Raw genomic sequence first — 22,762 nt, 5'->3', positions numbered from 1 at the left:
GAAAGGATCGGCGCTCGGAAGCGGTCCGGACGGCTCCCGTCCGCTCCCGAGCCCTCGGTACCGATCACGTGACGTGGGGGCGCATAGCACGAAAACCGTTAAGCCCGGCTGTCGCCTACGAGCGGGTATGAGCGCTGACCGGTCCGCCCTCCGGCGGGCCATCGAGCGCGGCGAACGGGACGGTGGCGCCATCGAGTTCAAGGAGCGGCTGACTCGCGAGGTCCACCTCGCGGACGGGCGGATGGAGTCGCTCGTCGCCCAGCTCCGCCATCGCGTGCTCTCCGGGGACGGCGAGGCCACCTACGTCCTCGGCGTCACCGACGACGGCGGGCTGGCCGGAGTCTCGCCCGACGCCTTCTCCGAAACGATGGACGTGCTCTCGCTTCTGGCCGACGAGGCGGACGCCCACATCGCCGACGTGGAGACGTGGAGCGCCGGCTCCGGCAGCGCGTCGCACGGCGCCGCGAGCAGCCGGACGGAGTCCGGTGGCGGGGACACGGAGGGGCTCGTCGGGCTCGCCACCCTCCGCGACGGCGGGATGTTCGAGGCGGACGACGACCACCTCGTGGTCGGCACGGCCGGCCACGTCGACCACGGGAAGTCGACCCTCGTCGGCACTCTCGTCACCGGCCGAGCCGACGACGGGCAGGGCGGCACGCGCGGCTTCCTCGACGTCCAGCCCCACGAGGTCGAACGCGGGCTCTCCGCCGATCTGTCGTACGCCGCCTACGGCTTCGACGACGACGGCGACGAGCCGATCCGGATGGACAACCCGCACCGCAAGTCCGACCGCGCCCGGATCGTCGAGGAGGCGGACCGGCTGGTCTCGTTCGTCGACACCGTCGGCCACGAGCCGTGGCTCCGGACGACGATCCGCGGGCTCGTCGGCCAGAAGCTCGACTACGGACTCGTAGTCGTCGCCGCCGACGACGGCCCGACGAAGACGACCCGCGAGCACCTCGGCATCCTGCTGGCGACCGAGCTGCCGACGATCGTCGCGATCACGAAGGCGGACGCCGTGAGCGACGAGCGGCTCGTCGCGGTCGAACGCGAGACCGAGTCGATGCTGCGGGACGCCGGCCAGACCCCGCTGCTCGTCGACCGCCACGGGATCGACACGGCGGTCGCGGAGGTGGGCGACGGCGTCGTCCCCCTGCTCCGGACCAGCGCGGTGACGAAGGAGGGAGTCGGGTCGCTCGACCGGCTGTTCGAGACGCTCCCGAAGCGGGCGACGCCGGAGCGCGCGGAGTTCCGGATGTACGTCGACCGGAGCTACAAGGTGACCGGCGTCGGCGCGGTGGCGTCCGGCACGGTCAACTCCGGCACCGTGGAGGCCGGCGACGAGCTCCTCTTGGGGCCGATGGCCGACGGCTCCTTCCGCGAGGTGGAGGTGCGCTCGATCGAGATGCACTACCACCGGGTCGACAAGGCCACCGCCGGCCGGATCGTCGGGATCGCGCTGAAGGGCGTCGACGAGTCGGAGATCGAGCGCGGGATGGCCCTGGTGCCCCGCGACAGCGACCCGGCCCCGGTCCGCGAGTTCGAGGCCGAGGTGATGGTGCTGAACCACCCGACGCGGATACGGGAGGGGTACGAGCCGGTCGTCCACGTCGAGACCGTCTCGGAGGCGGCCGTCTTCGAGCCGGAGGGAGGGCGGCTCCTCCCCGGCGACACCGGCCGAACGACGGTCCGGTTCAAGTTCCGTCCGTACCTGGTCGAGGAGGGCCAGCGGTTCGTCTTCCGCGAGGGGTCGAGCAAGGGCGTCGGCACCGTGACCGACACGCGTCCGGTCGCGGACGGTCCGCCGTCGACCGACGGCGAGCGGTGACGAACGGCCGGACCGGCGGTGTCGGTTCGGGCGATGCGAACGGTCGGCGCGACCCGGAGCGGCCCGGATCGGCCCGAACGGTCCGAGGCGGTGACCCCCGGGGGGGCGTGCCGTCTTGCGTTTCCACACCGCCACCGCCGTCGTATACCGGAACGTTCCAAATTCGATCGGGTCTGGTTGTGCAAGAGTGGCGCCTCACCGATAGAATTGGGCATTCGAGTGATTGAATGCGAAATATTTATGATAATAAGACCGTACCGCCCTGTATGCGTCGACTACGTACGAACGACGTTTCGCGGAGAGAGGTTCTCGCTGGGAGCGCAGCAACCACGTCCCTCCTGCTGGCCGGGTGTGCCGGCGGCGGCGGTGGCGACGGCAGTGACGGCGGCGACGGCAACAGTACTGACGGCGGTGACAGCGACGGCGGCGACGGCGGGTCCGGGGACCCGACCCTGTACGTCGCGCAGGTGAAGGGACCGCTCGACATGGACCCGGTCGTGATGAACGACGTTCCGTCCGCGCAGATCACGGGACAGATATTCGACGGCATCTACGAGTACGGCGACGGCGTCGGCATCCAGCCGAAGATCGCTGCGGAGGAGCCGACCGTGGAACGCGACGGGACCCGGTACATCGTCCCGCTGCGCGAGGACGCCGAGTTCCAGAACGGCGACCCCGTCACCGCGGAGGACGTCATCCACACGATGCTGGCCCCCGTGGAGGAGCAGACCGAGAACGCCCCGGAGGTCAACATGATCGACACCGCGGAGGCGATCGACGATCACACGGCGCAGTTCGACCTGTCGTACCCCTACGGGGCGTTCACGATCGCCATGGTCCGCAGCGTCGTCAACGCCTCCGTGCGACAGGAGGACACCGAGGCGTACAACCAGGACCCGGTCGGGTCTGGACCCTTCCAGCTCGTCGAGTGGGAGCCGGAGAACAACGCGACCGTCGAGCGGTGGGACGACTACTGGGACGACGACGTCGGCCTCCCGGAGATCGGGTCGATCGAGTTCGATCCGATCGAGGAGCAGACGACCCGGGTCACCGAGCTCGAGACGGGCAACGTCGACATCATCGAGACGATCCCGCCGCAGCTGTACGAGACCGTCGAGGGGAACCAGAACGCGTCCATCACCGAGGAGCCGGGCGTCGGGTACTTCTACCTCGCGTTCAACTGCGCCAACGGGCCGACGAGCGACCCGCTCGTCAGGGAGGCGGTCGACTACTGCTTCTCGATGGACCAGGCGATCGAGAACTTCGTCGAGCCCTCCGGGGTGCGGCAGTACTGCCCGTACCCGTCCTCCATCTCGGAGGAGTGGAACTTCCCGGTCGACGAGTGGGAGAGCATTCCGCACGATCAGAACATCGAGGAGGCGCAGGCGCTGTTCGACGAGGCCGGCGTCTCGATGGACTACAGCTGGCGGATCATCGTGCCGCCGGACGACATGCGCGAACAGATCGGCATCACGGTCGGCGACGGCCTGCAGAACGCCGGCTTCGAGAACGTCGAGGTCCAGCGGCTCGACTGGGGGACGTTCACCGAGGCGTACCAGAGCGACGACGGACCGAACAGCGACGACGAGTACAACATGTACACGCTCGGGTGGTCCGGGAATCCGGACCCGGACGCGTTCGCGTACAACCTCCTGAGCCAGGAGGCGGACGGCATCACCAACGGGACGTTCCACGGGTACGACGAGGCCTCCGAGATGCTGACGCAGGCCCGCGAGTCCGCCGACCGCGACGAGCGGCGGCAGCTCTACGTCGACGCGACGACGGAGCTGCTCGAGGGGCGCGTCCACCTCCCGGCGTACAACCTGAACAACTCCTACGGCGTCCGCAGCGCCGTCGAGGGGTACAGCGCACACCCGATAGCCACCGAGATCCAGGTCGGCGGCGTCTCGGTGACCCGGTGAACTGACAGCGCGGACGCGTTCGACGCGTCCCGTCGCGGCTGTTCGCGACACGGGCGTTCCGGATACAGACCGTCGACTGCCGGGCGGCCGGTCGCGCCGAGGTGCCCGGCGTTCCGGCGGGTCTTCCGCACGAAACGGACAAGCGACAGCCGACAACCGAAACACGCAACGAGGTAACACACAGTGGGGCTACTCCGGTACACACTCTGGCGGTTCGCACAGGCGATACCCGTACTGATAGGTATCGTGACAATAACGTTCTTCCTCGCCAACCAGATCCCCGGCGACCCGGTCGAGATCATGCTGGGACCGACGCCGGCGCAGGAGCAGGTCGAGGCGATCCGCGCCCAGTACGGGCTCAACCGGCCGATCCACGAGCGGTACATCACCTACCTCGCCAGCGTGGCGACGGGCGATCTCGGGGTCAGCATCTACTACGACCGGCCGGTCGCCGAGATGATCATGCTCCGGCTGCCGGTGACCATGCTCCTGATGCTGTCGGCGTTCGCGTTCGCGATCGCCACGGCCGTCCCGCTCGGGGTCATCTCGGCGAAGCGGCGGAACGAGCCGGCCGACCACCTCTCCCGGTTCGTCTCGCTGATCGGCGTCTCGACGCCGTCCTTCTGGATCGGGCTGGTCTTGATCATCGTGTTCGCGTTCTACCTCGGGTGGTTCCCCGCGCGCGGCCTCATCCTCCCGTGGGCCAACCCGGCGGACGTCCGGGGCGCAGCGACCCAGTGGGAGGTGATACGCCAGTCGGCCCATCACCTCTTCTTGCCGATGATCGCGCTCGGGACGCTCCAGATGGCACAGATCACGCGGATCGAGCGGTCGTCGATGGTCGACTCCCTGCAGGGCGAGTACGTCAAGCTCGCGCGGGCGTACGGCGTCCCCGAGTCGACGATCGTCCGCAAACACGCCTTTCAGGTGGCCCAGCTACCGGTGATCACGATCATCGGTCTCGGGCTGTCGACGGCGCTCGGCGGGGCCGTCCTCACGGAGACCGTCTTCGAGATCCAGGGGATGGGCCGGCTGATCATCACCGCGATCAACAACCAAGACTACGAGCTGATCATGGGAACGACGCTCGTGTTCGGGTTCGTGTACGTGATCGGCGTGATCATCACGGACATCACGTACAGCTACCTCGACCCGCGGGTTACCTACGGTGACGACTGATGTCGATTAACAGCGCAACTGCGGACGACGACACGCCGGACAGCGACGACGGGAACGACGGCGCCGAAGGCGTCGAGGCCCGCGTCGGGCTCCGGTACACGCTCAAGCAGGTGCAACGCGACACGACGGCCCGGATCGGGACCTACATCGTCGGGTTCATTACCCTGCTCGCCGCGTTCGCCGCGGTCGACTACTATCTGCTCGACTACGCGATCGCGGAGGCGCTGCTGTACAACCCCGAGACCGACCCGGCGGAGGTCAGGCGGCTGCTCCCGCCCGTCGGGATGGAGAACCAGTTCGGTCAGGGCGTGCTCGAACACCCCCTCGGCACCGACCACCGCGGACGCGACCTGCTCGCGCGGGTCATCTACGGGACGCGCGTCGCGATGTCGGTCGGGTTCATGGCGACCGGAATCGGGCTCGTCGGCGGGACCCTCGTCGGCGCGGTCTCCGGCTACTACGGCGGCTGGATCGACGACGTCCTCCAGCGGTTCACCGAGACCATCTACGCGATCCCGTTCCTCGTCTTGGTCATCGCCTTCATGACCGCGTTCGGCCGCGACCTCCGGTTCGCGATGATCGGCGTCGGGATCACGGCGATCCCCGTGTTCAACCGCCTCATCCGCTCGCGGGTCGTCTCGATCCGCGAGGAGGACTACGTCGAGGCCGCCCGCGCGGCCGGCGTGAAAGACCGGAACATCATCCTCAGACACATCATTCCGAACAGCTTCGCGCCGGTGCTCGTGCAGGCGACCCTGCAGGTCGGCGTCAGCATCCTCGTCGTGGCCGGGCTCTCGTTCCTCGGGTTCGGCGCCCAGCCGCCCACGCCGTCGTGGGGACAGATGCTGTCGGCCTCCCGGGGGTACATGCTGCCCGCGCCGACGTTCAGCATCTTCCCCGGCGTCGCCATTCTGATCACCGTCATCGGCTTCAACATCCTCGGCGACGGTCTGCAGGACGCACTCGATCCCCGAATCAACAACTGACATGAGCGAACCACTACTCAGCGTACGCGATCTCAAGACACAGTTCTTCACAGAGGACGGCACGGTCCGCGCCGTCGACGGCATCTCCTTCGACGTTCACGAGGGGGAGATCGTCGGCCTCGTCGGCGAGTCGGGGGCGGGCAAGTCCGTCGCGACGTCGAGCATCCTCCGGCTCGTCGACAGCCCCGGCGAGATCGTCGGCGGCGAGATCACGTTCAAAGGCGAGACGATCTTCGGCGTGGAGGAGGACGGAGACGGCGAACTCCGTCGTCGAGACGACATGCTCTCCGAGACGGAGATGCGCGAACGCATCCGCGGCCGGGAGATCGCGATCATCTTTCAGGACCCGATGGAGTCGCTGAATCCCGTGTTCACCGTCGGGGGACAGCTCCGGGAGTTCATCGAACTCAACCGCGACCTCTCCGCCGAGGAGGCGAAGGAGGAGGCCATCGACATGCTCAGGGAGGTGGGGATTCCCGCGCCGGAGTCGCGGTACGACGAGTACCCTCACCAGTTCTCTGGCGGGATGCGCCAGCGCGTGCTGATCGCGATGGCGCTCGCGTGCGAGCCCGACCTGATCATCGCCGACGAGCCGACGACCGCGCTCGACGTCACCGTCGAGGGACAGATCCTCGAGATGGTGACGGACCTACAGGAGAAGTACGGCACGTCGTTCATCTGGGTCACCCACGACATGAGCGTCGTCGCGGAGATCTGCGACCGCGTGAACGTGATGTACCTCGGCGAGGTCATCGAACACGCCGAGGTGGACGACCTGTTTTACGAGACCAAACACCCGTACACGCAGGCGCTGCTCGATTCGATGCCGCGTCCGGACGAGACGGTCGACGAGCTGCGGCCGATCGAGGGCGTGATGCCCGAAGCGATCGACCCGCCCTCCGGCTGTCGGTTCCACTCGCGCTGTCCCGACGCGCGAGCGGTGTGCCGAGAGGTCCATCCCGAGCCGCGGGATCTCAGCGACGACGACGCCGCGCCGCACACGGCCGCGTGCGTGAAGTACGACCCCTTCGAGGTCGGATACGAGGAGAGCGCTCCGATCGACACGACCGCGGGCGGCGGCTTCTCGGCCGGGTTCACCGACACCGGGGGTGAGTCGGAATGAGCGACGCGCCGGGGGCGACGCGGGCGGGGTCCGACGGGGAGGCGCTGCTCGAAGTGCGGAACCTGTGCAAGTACTTCGACAACGACGGGGGGATGTTCGGCGGGATCTCGCTCGACGACGAGTTCCCGTTCGTCACGCGGGACGGCACGAACGTCCGCGCCGTCGAGGACGTCAGCTTCGACATCAAGAAGGGAGAGACGCTCGGGCTCGTGGGCGAGTCGGGGTGCGGGAAGTCGACGCTCGCGCGCACCGTCCTCCGGCTGCTCGAACCGACCGAGGGGAGCGTCTATTTCAAGGGAGAGGACCTCGCGACTACCTCGGGCGAGCCGCTGCGCCGGAAGCGCAAGGACATGCAGATGATCTTCCAGGACCCGCAGTCCTCGCTCGATCCCCGGATGAAGGTCGGTCCGATCGTCGAGGAACCGATGAAGGCCCACGGGATGCTCGACGACGAGGGGCGGGAAGCGCGCGCCAAGGAACTGCTGGAGAAGGTCGGCCTCGACCCGCAACACTACAACCGCTACCCGCACGCGTTCTCCGGCGGACAGCGGCAGCGGGTGAACCTCGCCCGGGCGCTGTCGGTGAATCCGGACTTCATCGTCTGTGACGAGCCCGTCTCCGCGCTCGACGTCTCGATCCAGGCGCAGGTGCTCAACACGATGCAGGACCTCCAAGACGAGTTCGACCTCACCTACCTCTTCATCGCCCACGACCTCAGCGTCATCCGGCACATCTCCGACCGCGTCGCGGTCATGTACCTCGGACAGATGGTCGAGCTCGCGGACAAGGCGGAGCTGTTCGAGAACCCGCAGCACCCGTACACGCAGGCGTTGCTCGACGCCATCCCCGTGCCGGACCCCCGGAGCGGGGGGCGGACCGCGCTGCTGACCGGGGACGTGCCGTCGCCGATCGACCCGCCCTCCGGCTGTCGGTTCCGGACGCGGTGTCCGTCGCTGATCCAGCCGGAGGCGTACGACATGACGGACGCGGAGTGGGAGAACGCCGTGGAGTTTCAGCGGGCGGTGAAGCGGCGCGCGTTCGAGACGACGGACCGGTCCGCGCTCCGCCGCCGCTACTTCGACGACGCGGAGCCCGACGGCGACGCGGGAGAGCGCGTCGATCGGGCGCTCGACCGCATCGCCGCCGAGGAGTGGGACGCGGCGGAGCGGCTGCTCACGGAGTCGTTCGCCGACGCGAGCGTCTGTGCGGCGGAAGAGCCGGCCTACGAGGTTACCCCCGAGTTCGGGGACGGCCGGCACTACGCCGCGTGCCACCGCAACCGCGAGGCGGCGGTCGCCGCCGGCGAGGACGCCGACCTCGCCGGGGCGGCCGACGAGCCGTACGCCGCGGACGCCAAGGCCGACGACTGAGTCGAGGGGCCCCTCAGCGGATGTAGATCCGCGTCGAGTCCTCGTGTCGCGGCGCCGGGTCGTCGACGGGGAGGAACGCGGAGACGACGTGTTCCCCGCGATCGGCGGGGACCGAGCGGTCGAGTCCGTCCGCGTTCGACCGTCGGAAGCGACCGGTCCACGTCACCGTGGCCGTCTTCGTCTCGCCGGCGCGGAAGGAGACGGAATCGGGGTCGTCGCGGACGTACCGCGGCTCGTCGGTCGCTTCGAGGACGCCGTCGACCCGCCATCCCCACCGCCGCCGGCCGACGGTCGCCACCTCCACGGGGACCGGGAGCCGGTTTCGGAGCCGAACGGTGATCTCGACGGGATCGCCAGCGTCGTACTCCGCCCGATCGGTCCGGACGTCAACGTCGACCGCGCGCCGCGCGAGCCACCTCGGGGCGATCCGAGAGACGGCGTCGGTGAGGTAGTTCTTCGTTTCGTCGAACCCGGTTCTGTCCGTCTGCCCGTCGTGACGCCGTTGCACCATCACGATCACCTCGTCTGTTCGGGCATCTCACCGGTCACCGACCGAGACCAGTTCCATCAGCGGGTACTCGTCCCGCATCGCCATTCGGGTTCGGACGGTGACGCCCTCGTAGTCGATCCGCATCTCGACGTCCATCAGCGAGCCGGTCAGCTCCGTGTACCCGTTCTCGTGGTCGACCGCGTCCGCGACGCGGTCGTCGTGGATCGCGACGTCGACGGACTCGCAGAACGGCTGGTTCTCGATCGCCTCCGCCATCGCCGCCTCCAGGCTCCGCGCGCTCGACGGGCTGACGGGCGTCCCCGCGAACTGGTGGTACAGCGAGCCGAACTTGATGCCGGCCTCGAAGCACGCCTGCTGGGCGTCGGTTGCCATACGCGATACGCGGCGGCGACGGGGCAAGAAGGTTCGGAGAAACGCCGTCGCCGTCGAACGGAAGGCGTTAGGACCGGCGGCGGGAACCGGGGGACATGGACACGCTTCTCGTGACGGGCGGGCGGGTGCTCCGCCCCGACGGTCGCGTCGAGCGGGCGGACGTCGCGGTCGATCGCGACGGGGGAACGATTCGGGCCGTGGACGCCCCGGAAGGGATCGGGGACGCGATCGGCGGGGGTGCCGCCGAAACCCTCGACGCCGACGGCGGGCTCGTGATCCCGGGGCTCGTCAACGCACACACGCACGTCGCGATGACGCTCCTGCGCGGGTACGCCGACGACAAGCCGCTCGACCCGTGGCTCCGAGAGGACATCTGGCCGGCGGAGGCCGAACTGACGCCCGACGACATCGAAGCCGGCGCCGCGCTCGGCGCGCTGGAGATGATCCGGTCGGGGACGACCGCGTTCGCGGACATGTACTTCGCGATGGATCGCGTCGCGAGCGCGGTCGACCGCGCGGGCCTGCGGGCGCGCCTCGGTCACGGCGTCGTCACGGTCGGGAAGGACGACGCGGCCGCCCGGGACGACGTCGAGGAGAGCCTCGCGGTCGCGAAGGAACTCGACGGCGCCGCGGACGGCCGAATCCGGACCGCGTTCATGCCGCACTCCCTGACGACGGTCGGTGAGGCGCACCTCCGCGAGGGGGTCGCCGAGGCCCGCGAGGCGGGCGTCCCGATCCACCTCCACGCGAACGAGACGACCGACGAGGTCGACCCGATCGTCGACGATCGGGGAGAGCGACCGATCGCGTACGCGGACGACCTCGACGCGCTCGGCCCGGACGACTTCTTCGCGCACGGGGTCCACCTCGACGGCTCGGAGATCGACCGGCTCGCCGGCTCGGAGACCGCGGTCGTCCACTGCCCGGCCTCGAACATGAAGCTCGCCAGCGGGATGGCCCCGGTCCAGCGGCTCCGCGAGGCGGGCGTCACGGTCGCGCTCGGCACCGACGGGGCGGCCTCGAACAACGACCTCGACGTCTTCGACGAGATGCGCGACGCCGCGATGCTCGGGAAGCTCGCCGCGGACGACGCGAGCGCGGTGCCCGCCGCCGCGGTCGTGGAGATGGCGACGGCCGGCGGGGCCGAGGCCCTCGGCCTCCCCGGCGGGCGGATCGAGGAGGGTGCGGCCGCCGACCTCGCGGTCGTCGACCTCGACGCGCCGCACCTCACACCGGTCCACGACCCGGTCTCGCACCTCGCGTACGCGGCCCGCGGGAGCGACGTGCGTCACACCGTCTGTGACGGCCAGATCCTCATGCGCGACCGCGAGGTCCTGACGCTCGACGCCGAAGCCGTTCAGGAGCGCGCCGCGACCGCCGCGAGCGACCTCGTCGATCGGGTCGGCGAATAGGGATTAGGCGTATCCGCCGGGTGTGATCGATAGCGGGAGTGAGTGTTGCAGTTCGTCAGCGGTGATGAGATATTTAAACGCGTTTGAGCGAGGGCGACGATCGCTTATAAATGAACCCGGCGGTGCGGTGGCGCGCGCCTTCGAGCGCCCACTGGGCGCGAGAAGCGCGTGCGAGGGAGTCGCTGGCGCCGCCGGCGCCAGCGACGAGGCTGGGGAGGCGTGAGGCGCTGTGTGGTTGCGGTCGGGTGGGACTCAAAGGGGCAGCCGCGCTCGGCGAACCCCAGCGACGTAAGTACCGCAAGGAGCGAGCAACGCGAGCGACTGAGGAGCGCAGCGAGCTGTGGGAGCCGAGCCCGGCTGGGGCTTTGGAGGTCGTCACCGCAGAGCCGTCGATCACCGATACACAGCCGACAGCAGCACCACTCGATCAGTTATAAATAACCGATCCGCCACAGTGATTCACGTACTCCCGGTCTGACTCACCACCGACACCATCGATCGATGATCGAGCCGCGCCTGAGCCGCGAACCGGCTCTATCCGAACCCGAATCGACGCCGATCAGGGTCGATTACCTACCCGATCCCGCTGGAACACCGAAACAGCCGAGACAGCGCCGTTAACCCGAATGAAATCCGGTTTAAACCGGGTTAACGGAGTTCTCTTTTTATAGGGTAACGGCGACACGACCCGAGTGGACATGAGAGAACGCACGACAGCCATCCTACTGATCGCGGTCGTCGCGCTGGGCGCGATGACCGGCGTCGCGGCCGCCGACGGCCACCTCGAAGTGGGCGTCGACGACGCGGACGGAGAACCGACGGTGACGGTGACCGAGAACGACACCGCGGTCGAGAACGCCACCGTGGTCGTGAGCGCGGTCGACGAAGGCGACGACGAGAACGAGTCGTACGCGGGAGGAGGCGAGTACGAGACCGACGCCAACGGCACGGTCGAACTCCCCGTCCCCGAGGAGGACGTGACGGTCGAGGTGACCGCCGCCTCCGGGAACGAGACCGCCTCGACGACGGTCGACCTCGAAGCCCCCGACGGCCTCGAACTCGACGTCGAGGACACCGACGGCGAGCCCGTCGTGACGGTGACGGACAACGACGCCGCGGTCGAGAACGCCTCGGTGAACGTCACCACCGCCGACGGTCAGGACGCCGCCTACGGCGGCGAGGGCGGCTACGAGACCGACGGGAACGGTACCGTCACCCTCGACGCCGCCGAGGAGGACGTCACGGTGAACGTGACCGCCGAGCACGAGAACGACTCCGTCTCGACGACGGTCGACCTCGAAGCCCCCGACGGCCTCGAACTCGACGTCGAGGACACCGACGGGGAACCCGTCGTGACGGTCACCGACGACGGTGAGGCCGCGGAGAACGCCTCGGTGAACGTGACGACGGCTGACGGTCAGAACGCCACCTACGTCGGGGCGGGCGACTACGAGACCGACGGGAACGGCACCGTCACCCTCCCCGCCGCCGGGCAGAACGTCACGATCGACGTGACCGCCGAGTACGGGAACGACTCCGTCTCGACGACGGTCGATCTACTCGCCGACGGCGACGTGGCAGCGGATCAGCCCTTCGGCCAGCTCGTTCGGGACTTCGTCGACCGCCTGCAGGACCGCGAGGGCGGCATCGGCGACGCCGTCTCGGACTTCGCGACGGAGAACAACCCGGGGAACGCCCCGGACCACGCGGGGAGCCCGGGCGGCCCGAACGACGCCGGTAACGGAACCGACGCCGGTAACGGAAACGGGGCGGGCAACGGGAACGATGCGAGCAACGCCAGCGACGGTCCCGGTAACGCGCCCGGCCACGCCGGGCAAGGCGGCGGAAACGGCAGCGAGCAGGGGCCGCCGTCCCACGCCGGTCCGGGCGGTGACAACGGTGAGGACGGTGACGGCAGCGATGACGACGAGCAGGGGCCGCCGTCCCACGCCGGCCCGGACGGTGACGATGCCGAAGACGACGACGCCGACGACGATGCCGAAGACGAGGATGCTGACGACGGCGACGACGACGAAAATGAGACCGACAGCGACTCTGACGACGCTGACGACGGCGACGACGATGCCGACGGCAGCGCCGGGAACGGGCCGGGCAACGGCAACGGTCAGGGGAACGGCAACGGTCAGGGCAGCGGTCCGTAGTAGCTGACGGTCTCGTCTGACGGCCGCGTCCGGCGGCCACCTTTTCGCGACGCGCCCGGTGTCGGCAGGGTTTAGTGCGCCGTGAGCGAACCGAGAGGCATGAGCGAAACCGCGTACTCGCCGGTGTCACACCACCTCTCGGACCTCGAAACGGCCCGCGAGGAGGGACGCCGGAAGATGGACTGGGCGCTCCAGCACATGCCGATCCTGAACGCCCTCCGCGAGGAGTTCGTCGACGAGCAGCCGCTCGACGGCGAGACGATCGCGATGGCGATGCACGTCGAGGCGAAGACGGCGAACCTCGTCGAACTCTTGGCTGACGGCGGCGCCGAGGTCGCGATCACCGGGTGTAACCCCCTCTCGACGCACAACGACGTGTCGGCCGCGCTCGACACCCACGAGTCGATCACCTCCTACGCGGTCCGGGGCGTCGACGACGAGGAGTACTACGACGCGATGCACGCCTGTATCGCCCACGAGCCGACCATCACCGTCGACGACGGGATGGACATGGTGAAGCTCGTCCACGAGGAGTACCCGGATCTCATCGACTCCATCGTCGGCGGCGCCGAGGAGACGACCACCGGCGTCGACCGCCTGCGCGCGATGGACGCCGACGGCGAACTTCACTACCCCGTCTTCGCCGTGAACGACACGCCGATGAAGCAGCTGTTCGACAACGTCCACGGGACGGGCGAGTCGTCGCTCGCGACCATCGCGATGACGACGAACCTCTCGTGGGCCGGCAAGAACGTCGTCGTCGGCGGCTACGGACAGTGCGGGAAGGGCGTCGCCAAGAAGGCCTCGGGCCAGAACGCGAACGTCATCGTCTGTGAGGTCGACCCCCGCAAGGCGCTCGAAGCCCACATGGAGGGGTACGAGGTGCTGCCGATGGGTGAGGCCGCGAAGACGGGCGACGTGTTCATCACGACGACGGGCAACCGCGACGTGATCACCCGCGAGCACTTCGAGGAGATGGACGACGGCGTCCTCCTCGCGAACGCCGGGCACTTCGACGTCGAGGTGAACCTCGACGACCTCGACGAACTCGCGGTCGACCGCTACGAGGTCCGCGACGGCGTCGAGGGGTTCGAGATGCCCGACGGCCGCGTCCTGAACGTGATCGCCGAGGGGCGGCTCGTCAACCTCGCCGCGCCCATCTCCCTCGGTCACCCGGTCGAGGTGATGGACCAGAGCTTCGGCGTGCAGGCGGTCGTCGTCCGCGAGCTCGCGGCGAACGGCGAGGGGTACGGGCCCGGAGTCCACGACGTGCCCGACGAGCTCGACCGCGAGGTCGCGGACATCAAGCTCGCCGCGGAAGGCGTCGAGTACGACGACCTCAGCGACGAGCAGCGCGAGTACATGGACAGCTGGGAGCACGGTACATAAACGCCCGTAGCAACTTTTAAACGGGAATGCGGTGGCGCGCGCCTCCGAGTGGCCGACAGGCCACGAGGAGCGCGTGCGAGGGACGCGGCGAGCGCTGATAAGCGCGAGCCGCGAGGCTGGGGAGGTGCGAGGTGCGGTGCTGTGCGGTCGAGTGGGATTCAAAGGGGCAGCCGGGCTCGGCGAACCCCAGCGACGTAAGCACCGTAAGGAGCGAACGAAGTGAGCGACTGAGGAGCGCAGCGAGCTGTGGGAGCCGAGCCCGGCTGCCCCTTTGGAGGTCTTCACCGCATCGCCGTCAACAGCGACAACGTACGACCGACCACTGTCACCGATCTCGACCTCGCGCCCTTTTTGAGCCGCAACCCCCTACACGTATCAGTGACAGTCACGAGCGTCCACGATCCGAGCCACCGCGAGGCCCTCTGGGAACTCGAAGACGCCTTCGAGCGCGGCGACCTGATCAGCGTGTTCGGTCGCTGCACCGTCAGCTACGAGGGCCGCGCCGCCTCCGATCTGGGCGCCGGCGACCGGCTGCTCGTGTTGAAGCCCGACGGCGCCGCCCTCGTCCACACCGACGAGGGGCGCCAGCCCGTCAACTGGCAGCCGCCGGGATCCGAGCACCACGCCGCGATCCGCGAGGGGCGGCTTCGCGTGCGCTCCACGCGAAGCAACCCCGATGAGACGCTGACGGTCCAGTTTTCCGACGTGCACCAGCTCTCGGCGATGGCCGTCACGGGCGGGCGCGACCTCACGCTCCACGGGAGCGAGGAGGACCTCCGAACCCGGATCTTGGACCGACCCGACCTCGTCGAGCCGGGGTTCGAGCCGAAGGAAACCGAACGCCCCTCCAGCGCCGGCCCGATGGACGTGTTCGGCGTGGACGCCGACGGGACCCCGGTCGTCGTCGAGCTGAAGCGCCGGCGGGTCGGCCCGGACGCGGTCGGGCAGCTCGCCCGGTACGTGCGGGCGCTTCGGGAGGAGCTGGGGATCGAGGAAGGAAGCGACGACGATTCCGGCGCCGACCGCAACGAGACCGCACCCGCCATTCGCGGCATCCTCGTCGCGCCCTCGGTCACCGATCGGGCCGCGGAACGGCTCGCGGACCGCGGGTTCGGCCACGTCGCGCTCGACCCGACGCCGGCGGAGTGATCGAGCGGCGTGGAGTGATCCGGCGACACGAAGCGGTCCGATGGGCGTGTCAACGCCCGACGCGATCCGCCGGAGAGCCGGCGCTTCCCCCCGACGAACCGACGATGACGCCGTGGTATCGAAGGCTTTATCGCCGCAGCGCGGGCTACATCGGGCAAGTAGCCATGTCTGACAAACCCGCCTCTATGTATCGGACGATCGACAAGCCGTCGTACACCCGCCGCGAATACATCACGGGCATTCCCGGCTCGAAGATCGCCCAGCACAACATGGGCGATCTCTCCGCGGAGCCGGACGACTACCCCGTCCAGATCAGCCTCCGCGTCGAGGAGGAGCTTCAGATCCGGCACGGCTCGCTTGAGAGCTCCCGGCTCTCGGCGAACCGTCACCTCATCAAGGAGCTCGGCGAGGGCAACTACAAGATGACTCTCCGCAAGTTCCCCCACCAGGTCATCCGGGAGAACAAACAGGCGACCGGCGCCGGCGCGGACCGTGTCTCCGACGGGATGCGGCAGGCGTTCGGCAAGCCGGTCGGAACCGCCGCACGGCTCAACAAGGGCGACATCGTCTTCACCGCGTACTGCGGCGTCGAGCAGGCGTCCACCGTGAAGGAGGCGTTCCGCCGCGCGTACAACAAGCTCTCGCCGCCGTGCCGGATCACGGTCGACAGCGGCGAAGAACTCCTCGTTTCGTAACGACCGCCGGCGCTCCCCGTCCGTTCGAGGCGGGCCCTTTTCCGTGCGTTCGCTTCGCGTAGCGTCGCGTAGCGTCGACACCGCGGGCATAGCTCCCGTGCCGCGTGCCGAGCCGAACACCTGAAATACCTCGCTCGCGTACCGAACGGCAGTGTCACAGCAGTTGGCCGAGGTCGAGACGCTGTTCCTCCACGAGGCGCGGAGCGATTACACCATCGTCGCGAACCGCGACGGCAACCGGGTGCTCCGCGGACGGCTCGAACTCAAGGAGACCTCCGCGGGCCCGCGTCCGGGGAAGTTCCGGGTGATCCGCGACGGAGAGGACCATCCCCGCCAGCCCGACGAGTTCGTCGAACTCGCCCGCGCGGCCGGCCGGATCCGGATCTCCGAGCAGACCTCACCGGAGAACCGAAAGCGGCTACAGGAGATGCTCGACGGCTACCAGCTGGAGGCGACGGCGGTCCGGACCTGCCGGCGCTGCGCGAGCGACGGTCGATACGGCCCCATCACGAGCGAGAGCGCGGTCGAGCACAACGGCGAGCTGATCTGCCGGGACTGCGCCCGTCGGGAGCTGGAGCGCGAGCTGTCGTACAAAGGCGAGTTCACGGGCGCCGCCGAAGAGCGCCTCGAAGAGCTGCTGTACGAGTCCGGCGATTTAGACCGGATCGTCAACCTCCTGCAGGGGGGGCTCGACCCCGACCTCACGAAGTACGACGAGGTCTCCGCCAACGTCGACGACATCTCGCCGGTCCGGACCGAAGACTTGGACCTGCATCCGGATCTCTCCGCGCACCTGCAGGGGCGCTTCGAGGAGCTGCTGCCGGTCCAGAGCCTCTCCGTACGGAACAGCCTCTTGGACGGGGACGACCAGCTCGTCGTGAGCGCGACCGCGACGGGGAAGACCCTCGTCGGCGAGCTGACCGGGATCGATCGGGCGTTGAAAGGGGACGGGAAGCTCCTCTTTTTGGTCCCGCTCGTCGCGCTCGCCAACCAGAAACACGAGGACTTCGAGGACCGGTACGGCGACCTGTTGAACGTCTCGATCCGGGTCGGCTCCTCGCGGGTGAACGACGACGGCAACCGCTTCGACCCGAACGCGGACGTGATCGTTGGCACCTACGAAGGGATCGACCACGCGCTCCGGACCGGCAAGGACCTCGGCGACATCGGCACCGTCGTCATCGACGAGGTACACACCCTGAAGGAGGGCGAGCGCGGCCACCGACTCGACGGGCTCATCTCCCGGCTGAAGTACTACAGCGAGAACCGGATGGAGACGCATTCGGGGTACGGTGGCACCCAGTTCGTCTACCTCTCCGCGACGGTCGGAAACCCCGAGTGGCTCGCCGAGAAGCTCCGGGCGACGCTGATCGAGTACGAGGAGCGACCCGTCCCCATCGAGCGCCACGTCACCTTCGCGGACAGCCGCGAGAAGGCCGACATCGCCGACAAGCTCGTGAAACGCGAGTTCGACACGAAATCGTCGAAGGGGTACCGCGGGCAGACGATCATCTTCACGAACTCCCGGCGGCGCTGTCACGAGATCAGCCGGAAGCTCCGGTACGACTCCGCGCCGTACCACGCCGGACTCGACTACAAGCGCCGGAAGACGGTCGAGCGTCAGTTCGGGAACCAGGACCTCTCGGCGGTCGTCACCACCGCGGCGCTGGCCGCCGGCGTCGACTTCCCCGCCTCGCAGGTGATCTTCGACTCGCTGGCGATGGGGATCGAGTGGCTCTCGGTCCAGGAGTTCTCCCAAATGCTCGGTCGCGCCGGGCGCCCGGACTACCACGACCGCGGCCGCGTCTACCTCCTCGTCGAGCCCGACGGCGTCTACCACAACTCCATGGAGCGCACGGAGGACGAGGTCGCGTTCACCCTCCTCAAGGGGGAGATGGAGGACGTGGCGACCCACTACGACGAGACCGCCGCGGTCGAGGAGACGCTGGCGAACGTCGTCGTCGCGGGCAAGAAGGCCAAGCGCCTCAACGACCGCATGATCGGCGAGGTGCCGACAAAACACGCGATCGGCAAGCTGCTGGAGTGGGAGTTCATCGACGGCTTCGAGCCGACGCCGCTCGGTCGCGGGATCACGAGGCACTTCCTCGCGCCCGACGAGGCGTTCTTCATGCTCGACGCGATCCGGAAGGGGACCGATCCCTACCAGATCGTCGCGGACCTCGAACTGCGCGACGACGAGGAATGAGAATCCGCCCGCGCAACGAAACGCTTTACCGGTCGATGCGGGTAGGTATGGGTGCGGGGCCGTGGGGTAGTGGTATCCTCGCTGCCTTGGGTGCAGTGGACCTGAGTTCGACTCTCAGCGGCCCCATCCATTATTCTTGTCCGGTACAGACGATCTGTTCAAGTTCTGCATGAAGATCCGGATGGTGTTGTCTGAGAACCTCTACGTCAGTCTGGAGTTCTTCGTGAATCCGGTTTCGGATTCGTGACACGGCCTGATACTGGTCCGAACCAGTGTTTTCCGATCGGAGGTGTTCACGCTCGGTTTCGGTAAGCAGAGCACGTGTTCGTGCCATAGTCCGTGTACATTTCTGTCTGGTAACTGTTTGACGCTGTTCGATCGAAGAGGTTTGCAAATATACAAATATAAGTGCCATGACTCTCAAACCGGATACCGAATCACGACAGATATGGAACCACACAGGCGAGGCGATCTCACCGAGCAAATTGTCATCACGGAGTTGAAGAAACGAGATATTAGCGTATCAACACCGGTAGGCAACAACGAGCGATACGATCTCGTCTTGGAAAAGCCGGACGGCGAACTGTTGCGTGCACAAGTCAAAACGGGGCGATTGAAAGACGGGGTCGTCCGGTTCAAGGGAGTAAGTCAGCATACGAACTCGTCTGGCCATGTCTACAAACAGTACGGCGACGGTGTCGACTGTTTCCTCGTACACTGCGGCGAGACAGAGGAGACCTATCTTGTCGATTCAGAGGAGGTCGGCACCTCGATGCATTTACGGATCGATCCGCCCACTCAGAAAACTAATCAGATCAATTGGGCCGAGAACTATCGTCTCGATCAACAGTGGCCACCAAGTAACCACAACAGACATGCGCCAGCGGTTTCCGCGGCTATCGACACGCTTGAGAGCGTGGAGGGCTCCGTATACGTTGATCCGACCAGAGAGGACAGCCGGAACCTATTGTTTGTGGACACAGACGGTGAAACATATCAGATTAGAGTCGAGACCGGATGGATCGTGGATGGTCGAGTCAGGTTCACGCCGAGTGAAACCGCGGAGTACCATCTCATATATTGTGATGACTTAGATGACCTACTGTCTGTACATTCGGATGAATTTGATGAGTCGATCTCTTTCCGGGTAGACACCAAGAATACTCGAAACATAAGATCGAATCCAGCCGAGGAGTATAGGTTCGAGAACAACTGGCCTCCAGTAGTTGTCGGGAGTTCACCGACAGATCCAACGCCCGAACTGACCCAGTTCATCAGTAGACTGGAAGAAGGTCAGATGGCGTACGACCGAGTAGAATGCGACGGGGAAAAGACGGCGGAGGTGTATTGTGAGGAGTCGGGTTTCCGAGTCCGCGTCGAGCCGGCATGGATAGAAGAGGGGCTACTCCGGTTCAATGCAAGCGGCAACAATGCCGAGTACTATGCGTTCAAGAATCCAGAAAAAGAGGAGTGGAATCTCGTGTCAGATGATTCGTTTGAGAACTCCGTCTCGCTTCGAATAGAGCCGCCCGAAAAAGAAGATAGCCGGATTAATTTTGCGGAGGACTACTTATTAGAAAAATCGTGGCCAGTATAAACGGACTTGCCGTCTGGGCGATTCTCCAGAGAATCAGCACCGAAAAGGGACCTTACCGCTCCAGCGCCGTCCCGCTGGCGCCGACGACGTAGTCGCGGTCGCCGTCGAACGCCGCGACGGCGCAGAGGTTCTGGCCGGAGGGCGTGTCGGCGACGCTCCAGACGCCGTCCTCGCGCTCGACGACGGTGCCGCTCCCGCCGACCGCGACGCCGCCGGCGTCGCCCGTGATCACGTCTTTCAGGCCGGCCTCGGCGATCCGGTCCGACCGCCACTCGACGCCGTCGTAGACGTACAGCGAGCCGCCACCGCCGACCACGGTCACGTCGTCGGGGGCGTCGGCGTCGAGCCCGGCGAAGGTGGTGTCCGCGTCCGCGATGCCGAACGCGTTCCACGTCGTGCCGTCGTCGGTGGCGAACACTTTCCCGTTCGTGTCGATCAGGGTCCCCGCGCGAGCGTCGTAGAACTCGGCGGCGGGGATGCCGGCGCCGGAGCCGGGCGTGAGGTAGTTCCAGGTTCCCTCCTCGCCGTTCGCGAAGCTGTAGTACACCAGCCCGGAGTCGTCGACCACGTACACGTCGGCGTCGCCCGCGGGGCCGGTGACGGCGACGGAGTTGAACTGGTTGGAGGTGTCATCCGGCTGCGACCGGTCGACCAGGTTGCCGGTCGTCACGTCGTACTCACCGATTGCTCCGCTGTTGCCGACCATCCAGAGGCGCTTTCCGTCGTCAGTCACCGCGGCGCCGTAGAGGCCGTTGCCGTTGCCGGAGACGCCGCCGCGGAGCACGATCTCCCAGCCGGCCGCCGTCCGCTCGATCAGCACGCCGCCCGCGCCGACCGCGTGCGGATTCGTGGCGGTGTACCGGACGTCGTGGAGGGTCCCGTCGACCGGCGTCTTCGCGGCGGTCCAGTCCGAGGCCGACTCCGCGTCCGCCGACACGACGCCGGGGACCGCGGCGGCCGCGACCGATGCGCCTGCGAGCTTCACGACCGAACGTCGAGTGTGTCGGGTCATCGCGTCTGGGCGTTTGCCGGGGAGGGTAGTAAAAACCGGAAACCGTGGCGGTGAATTGAACCGAGTTCGGGCGACTTGATCGGAGTTGGTCGGATCAACGGTCGTTGCTTTCAAGTAAGCGATCGAAACGGACGGTGCTTTGAAGTAGGGAAGGTGATCTGGCGGCGTCAACGGGCGGGATAGGGGTCGAGGCGTACCGGTGGCGGAGCCGGCGCGCGGGCGGGGGGCGATCGCGACGCGGGTCGACGATCCGACCGCCGCCTTTCGAAATCCTTTTGTCTCGAATCGGCGTTGGTCCGATTGCGAGCCGCCTTAGCTCAGACTGGGAGAGCACTCGACTGAAGATCGAGCTGTCCCCCGTTCAAATCGGGGAGGCGGCATATTTCGAGACGGTGAGCGTAGCGAACCGTCGAGAAAACGACGCCGAGCCGATTTGGGCACGGAAGTCGCAGCGCGCGAACGGAGTGAGCGCGACCGTCTCTCATCTGTTCAAATCGGGGAGGCGGCATACCTTTTCCGCGCGAACCACATTCGTGAGTTTCGACTGAAGATCGGGCTGTCTCCCGTCCCCGCGAGCGCAGCGAGCGGGGGCTCGGAAGACGAGCGGAGCGAAGTCTTCCGGCGTTCAAATCGGGGAGGCGGCATATTTCGAGACGGTGAGCGTAGCGAACCGTCGAGAAAACGACGCCGAGCCGATTTAGAGGAACGCCCTTTACGCCGCCGTCGCTACCCACGCGGATGACCGACGACGAACGCGACCGCGACGACCCCGACGCCCGCGACGACGGACCGCTCGCCCGGCGGAAGCGCCCCCTTCGCTACGCGATGAGCGCGGCGTACGTGATCGCAGGGATCGCGCACTTCCTCGCGCCGAAGGCATTCGCGCAGGTCGTCCCGCCCGGGCTCCCGCGGCCCCGCGCCCTCGTGTACCTCTCGGGGATCGCGGAGATCGGTCTCGGGCTGGGGGTCGCCTTCGACCGGACGCGACGCGGGTCGGCGTGGGGGATCATGTCGCTGCTCGGCGCCGTCTTCCCGGCGAACGTGTACATGGCGACCGACGGCGTGGCGGCCGATCTCGCTCCCGACCGCCTCTCGGGGGTCGCCCGCGCGGCGGCGTGGGCGCGGCTCCCGTTGCAGGGCGCGTTGCTGCTGTGGGCGTGGTGGTACACCCGTCCCGACGCGGCCGACGGCGACGGTCACCCGCCGGGCCGGAGCGGCGACGCGCAGCGGCGGCAGTAGTCGAACGCGGCGTCGTTGTCCGCCCCGCACTGCGGGCACGTCGTCGAGGCCGTCCCGCCGCGCTCGCCGTCGCCCTCCGCCGGATCGCGGGGCACCCGATCGTACTCCTCGTCTTCCGCGTACGGCTCCAGCTCTCCGGACCGACGCTTGCGGCGGATCTCGCGCGCGTCGCCGACGATACCCCGGAGAACGCGGACCCCGAGGCCCAACGCGACGAGCAGGAGCATACCGATGACCGCGAGGTAGAGGAGTCCGGGGTCGACCATACGGACCGTACGGACCGCAGCGGGAGATAGTGTGGGGTGATCTCACACCACGCTGTCTCGGACGAGGGGGAGGGCGAGAGCGAGAGCGCTCAGTACCGCAACGTGGCGTCGAGAATGCCCGCCGTCTGCCCGGCGTCGAGCACCGTCGCGGCGACGACGAGCCACGCCGCCGGCACGAGCAGCGCCGGCCCGTTCTCGCGGAGGAGTCGGAACACGGCGAGGCGGTTCGGCGCGGTCGAACATAAGCGTCGGGTCGGCGGTCCGTGGGCGCCGCCGACCACCGCGTCTCCCGAGAGATCGAATCTCTGCTTCGGAGTGTTTCCGTCCCTGAATCGCCATATCGG

19 protein-coding genes and 2 tRNA genes are annotated in these 22,762 nt (G+C 67.5%); 16 read left to right on the top strand and 5 right to left on the bottom strand.

Annotated features, from left to right (window positions below):
* Positions 1-127: 127 nt before the first annotated feature.
* The 6 genes from ESO89_RS13485 to ESO89_RS13460 all read left to right on the top strand — a co-directional run bounded on the left by ESO89_RS13485 (position 128) and on the right by ESO89_RS13460 (position 8,408).
* Complete coding sequence (locus ESO89_RS13485) at positions 128-1,828, top strand: GTPBP1 family GTP-binding protein (protein WP_128905995.1); 1,701 nt, start codon at positions 128-130, stop codon at positions 1,826-1,828.
* 266 nt (positions 1,829-2,094) lie between these two features.
* Positions 2,095-3,750: an ABC transporter substrate-binding protein gene (locus tag ESO89_RS13480; protein ID WP_128905994.1), complete on the top strand. Its 1,656-nt coding sequence runs from the start codon at positions 2,095-2,097 to the stop codon at positions 3,748-3,750.
* Positions 3,751-3,933: 183 nt separating this feature from the next.
* Positions 3,934-4,929: an ABC transporter permease gene (locus ESO89_RS13475; protein WP_277750272.1), complete on the top strand. Its 996-nt coding sequence runs from the start codon at positions 3,934-3,936 to the stop codon at positions 4,927-4,929.
* Positions 4,929-5,915: an ABC transporter permease gene (locus ESO89_RS13470; RefSeq protein WP_128905992.1), complete on the top strand. Its 987-nt coding sequence runs from the start codon at positions 4,929-4,931 to the stop codon at positions 5,913-5,915. The genes ESO89_RS13475 and ESO89_RS13470 overlap by 1 nt, the downstream gene beginning before the upstream one ends.
* A 1-nt stretch (position 5,916) precedes the next feature.
* Positions 5,917-7,038 carry an ABC transporter ATP-binding protein gene (locus tag ESO89_RS13465; RefSeq protein ID WP_128905991.1) on the top strand — a complete coding sequence of 374 codons (1,122 nt, stop codon included), beginning with the start codon at positions 5,917-5,919 and terminating at the stop codon, positions 7,036-7,038.
* Positions 7,035-8,408, top strand: a complete 1,374-nt coding sequence (locus ESO89_RS13460) for an ABC transporter ATP-binding protein (RefSeq protein ID WP_128905990.1) — start codon at positions 7,035-7,037, stop codon at positions 8,406-8,408. Before ESO89_RS13465 ends, ESO89_RS13460 begins: the two co-directional genes overlap by 4 nt.
* Positions 8,409-8,421: 13 nt before the next feature.
* Here the strand turns inward: ESO89_RS13460 and ESO89_RS13455 are convergent, their stop codons facing one another.
* Together ESO89_RS13455 and ESO89_RS13450 are read right to left on the bottom strand one after the other, a co-directional pair.
* Positions 8,422-8,919, bottom strand: coding sequence for a hypothetical protein (locus ESO89_RS13455; RefSeq protein WP_128905989.1), 498 nt, complete (start codon positions 8,917-8,919; stop codon positions 8,422-8,424).
* A 27-nt stretch (positions 8,920-8,946) separates the two neighbouring features.
* On the bottom strand, positions 8,947-9,291 hold the full coding sequence (locus tag ESO89_RS13450; protein ID WP_128905988.1) for a dihydroneopterin aldolase family protein: 345 nt from the start codon (positions 9,289-9,291) through the stop codon (positions 8,947-8,949).
* 95 nt (positions 9,292-9,386) lie between these two features.
* On the opposite strand from ESO89_RS13450, the gene ESO89_RS13445 reads away from it, so the two are divergent.
* The 8 genes from ESO89_RS13445 to ESO89_RS13405 all read left to right on the top strand — a co-directional run bounded on the left by ESO89_RS13445 (position 9,387) and on the right by ESO89_RS13405 (position 19,901).
* Positions 9,387-10,703: an amidohydrolase gene (locus tag ESO89_RS13445; protein ID WP_128905987.1), complete on the top strand. Its 1,317-nt coding sequence runs from the start codon at positions 9,387-9,389 to the stop codon at positions 10,701-10,703.
* 698 nt (positions 10,704-11,401) lie between these two features.
* Positions 11,402-12,865: a DNA primase gene (locus tag ESO89_RS13440; protein WP_128905986.1), complete on the top strand. Its 1,464-nt coding sequence runs from the start codon at positions 11,402-11,404 to the stop codon at positions 12,863-12,865.
* A 99-nt stretch (positions 12,866-12,964) separates the two neighbouring features.
* The gene (locus ESO89_RS13435; RefSeq protein WP_128905985.1) at positions 12,965-14,254 is read left to right on the top strand and encodes an adenosylhomocysteinase; all 1,290 of its coding nucleotides are present in this window, start codon (positions 12,965-12,967) and stop codon (positions 14,252-14,254) included.
* Between the two features lie 378 nt (positions 14,255-14,632).
* Complete coding sequence (gene nucS / locus ESO89_RS13430) at positions 14,633-15,403, top strand: endonuclease NucS (RefSeq protein WP_128905984.1); 771 nt, start codon at positions 14,633-14,635, stop codon at positions 15,401-15,403.
* A 164-nt stretch (positions 15,404-15,567) separates the two neighbouring features.
* Positions 15,568-16,098 (top strand): 50S ribosomal protein L16, encoded by a 531-nt coding sequence (locus tag ESO89_RS13425; RefSeq protein ID WP_128905983.1) that lies wholly within the window; start codon positions 15,568-15,570, stop codon positions 16,096-16,098.
* 151 nt (positions 16,099-16,249) lie between these two features.
* Complete coding sequence (locus tag ESO89_RS13420) at positions 16,250-18,304, top strand: DEAD/DEAH box helicase (RefSeq protein ID WP_128905982.1); 2,055 nt, start codon at positions 16,250-16,252, stop codon at positions 18,302-18,304.
* Between the two features lie 55 nt (positions 18,305-18,359).
* Positions 18,360-18,430: transfer RNA gene (locus ESO89_RS13415), tRNA-Pro, on the top strand.
* 322 nt (positions 18,431-18,752) lie between these two features.
* Complete coding sequence (locus tag ESO89_RS13405; protein WP_128905980.1) at positions 18,753-19,901, top strand: group I intron-associated PD-(D/E)XK endonuclease; 1,149 nt, start codon at positions 18,753-18,755, stop codon at positions 19,899-19,901.
* Positions 19,902-19,953: 52 nt separating this feature from the next.
* Here ESO89_RS13405 and ESO89_RS13400 read toward each other — a convergent pair whose 3' ends face one another.
* Complete coding sequence (locus ESO89_RS13400; RefSeq protein WP_128905979.1) at positions 19,954-20,913, bottom strand: WD40/YVTN/BNR-like repeat-containing protein; 960 nt, start codon at positions 20,911-20,913, stop codon at positions 19,954-19,956.
* Between the two features lie 306 nt (positions 20,914-21,219).
* Between ESO89_RS13400 and ESO89_RS13395 the strand changes: the two genes are divergently transcribed.
* Both ESO89_RS13395 and ESO89_RS13390 read left to right on the top strand, forming a co-directional pair.
* Positions 21,220-21,293, top strand: a tRNA-Phe gene (locus ESO89_RS13395).
* Positions 21,294-21,651: 358 nt separating this feature from the next.
* On the top strand, positions 21,652-22,152 hold the full coding sequence (locus ESO89_RS13390) for a DoxX family protein (protein WP_128905978.1): 501 nt from the start codon (positions 21,652-21,654) through the stop codon (positions 22,150-22,152).
* On the opposite strand, the gene ESO89_RS13385 is transcribed toward ESO89_RS13390, so the two are convergent.
* Positions 22,110-22,418, bottom strand: coding sequence for a zinc ribbon domain-containing protein (locus ESO89_RS13385; protein ID WP_128905977.1), 309 nt, complete (start codon positions 22,416-22,418; stop codon positions 22,110-22,112). The two genes, ESO89_RS13390 and ESO89_RS13385, sit on opposite strands and share 43 nt — an antisense overlap.
* A gap of 89 nt (positions 22,419-22,507) precedes the next feature.
* The gene (locus ESO89_RS19220; RefSeq protein ID WP_277750271.1) at positions 22,508-22,633 is read right to left on the bottom strand and encodes a hypothetical protein; all 126 of its coding nucleotides are present in this window, start codon (positions 22,631-22,633) and stop codon (positions 22,508-22,510) included.
* Positions 22,634-22,762: the final 129 nt, after the last annotated feature.

Origin of the sequence: Halorubrum amylolyticum, from assembly GCF_004114995.1 — an archaeon.
GTDB lineage: Archaea > Halobacteriota > Halobacteria > Halobacteriales > Haloferacaceae > Halorubrum > Halorubrum amylolyticum.
The sequence above is the reverse complement of the archived record's forward strand: the minus strand, read 5'-3'. Positions and strand labels throughout refer to the sequence as shown.